The sequence below is a fragment of the Vibrio sp. 378 genome (genome assembly GCF_033339435.1).
This window is the reverse complement of record NZ_JAWOUO010000387.1, coordinates 1-789: the sequence shown is the minus strand read 5'-3', so window position 1 is coordinate 789 and position 789 is coordinate 1. Positions and strand designations below refer to the sequence as shown.

2 protein-coding genes are annotated in these 789 nt (G+C 48.4%); both read left to right on the top strand.

What is annotated here, in order from left to right:
- Window positions 1-595 (top strand): PLP-dependent transferase (locus R7Q48_RS26450; protein WP_318133172.1); only part of this gene is annotated, 595 nt, incomplete at its 5' end.
- 15 nt (window positions 596-610) lie between these two features.
- The coding region (locus R7Q48_RS26445; RefSeq protein WP_318133174.1) for a hypothetical protein at window positions 611-789 on the top strand (179 nt) is incomplete at its 3' end.

The window sequence follows — 789 nt, the reverse complement described above, 5'->3', positions numbered from 1 at the left end:
TGCTGATTTTGTTATCCACTCAACTACAAAATACATTAACGGTCACTCGGACGTGATTGGTGGTGTGGTGATCACCAAAACAGAAGCGCACGCAGAAGAGCTTGCATGGTGGGGAAACTGTATTGGCGCCACGGGTACGCCTTTCGATAGTTACATGACGTTGCGTGGGATCCGCACTTTAGGCGCCCGTATGCGAGTGCACGAAGAAAGCTCTCAACACGTACTCAACTACCTACAACAGCAGGCTTTGGTCGCGAAGATTTACCATCCGAGCTTGCCAGATCACCCAGGTCACGAAATCGCGAAAAAGCAGCAGTCGGGTTTTGGGTCTATGTTGAGCTTTGAATTTGCAGGCTCATTTGAGCAACTTAAAGTGTTTGTTAAAGAGCTCGAACTGTTTTCTCTTGCAGAGTCGCTTGGTGGCGTGGAGAGTTTGATTTGTCACCCCGCATCTATGACGCATCGAGCCATGGGGGAAGAGGCGTTAGCGGAAGCGGGCGTGTCGCATCAGCTGCTTCGTTTGTCTGTGGGTTTAGAAGATGCACAAGACCTGATTGCCGATCTCGATCAAGCCTTTGTAAAAGCTGCTCAGTAATAGGAGAACTAAAAAATGAGTGTACAACGTCAGTTACATAAATTTGGCGGCAGCAGCTTAGCAAACCCTGAATGTTACTTACGTGTGGCCGATATTCTCAAAGAATACTCTGCTGAGAATGATCTGGTGGTGGTATCCGCCGCGGGGAAGACCACTAATCGCTTGATCGAGTTTCTGGAAGGTTTAGACAAAGA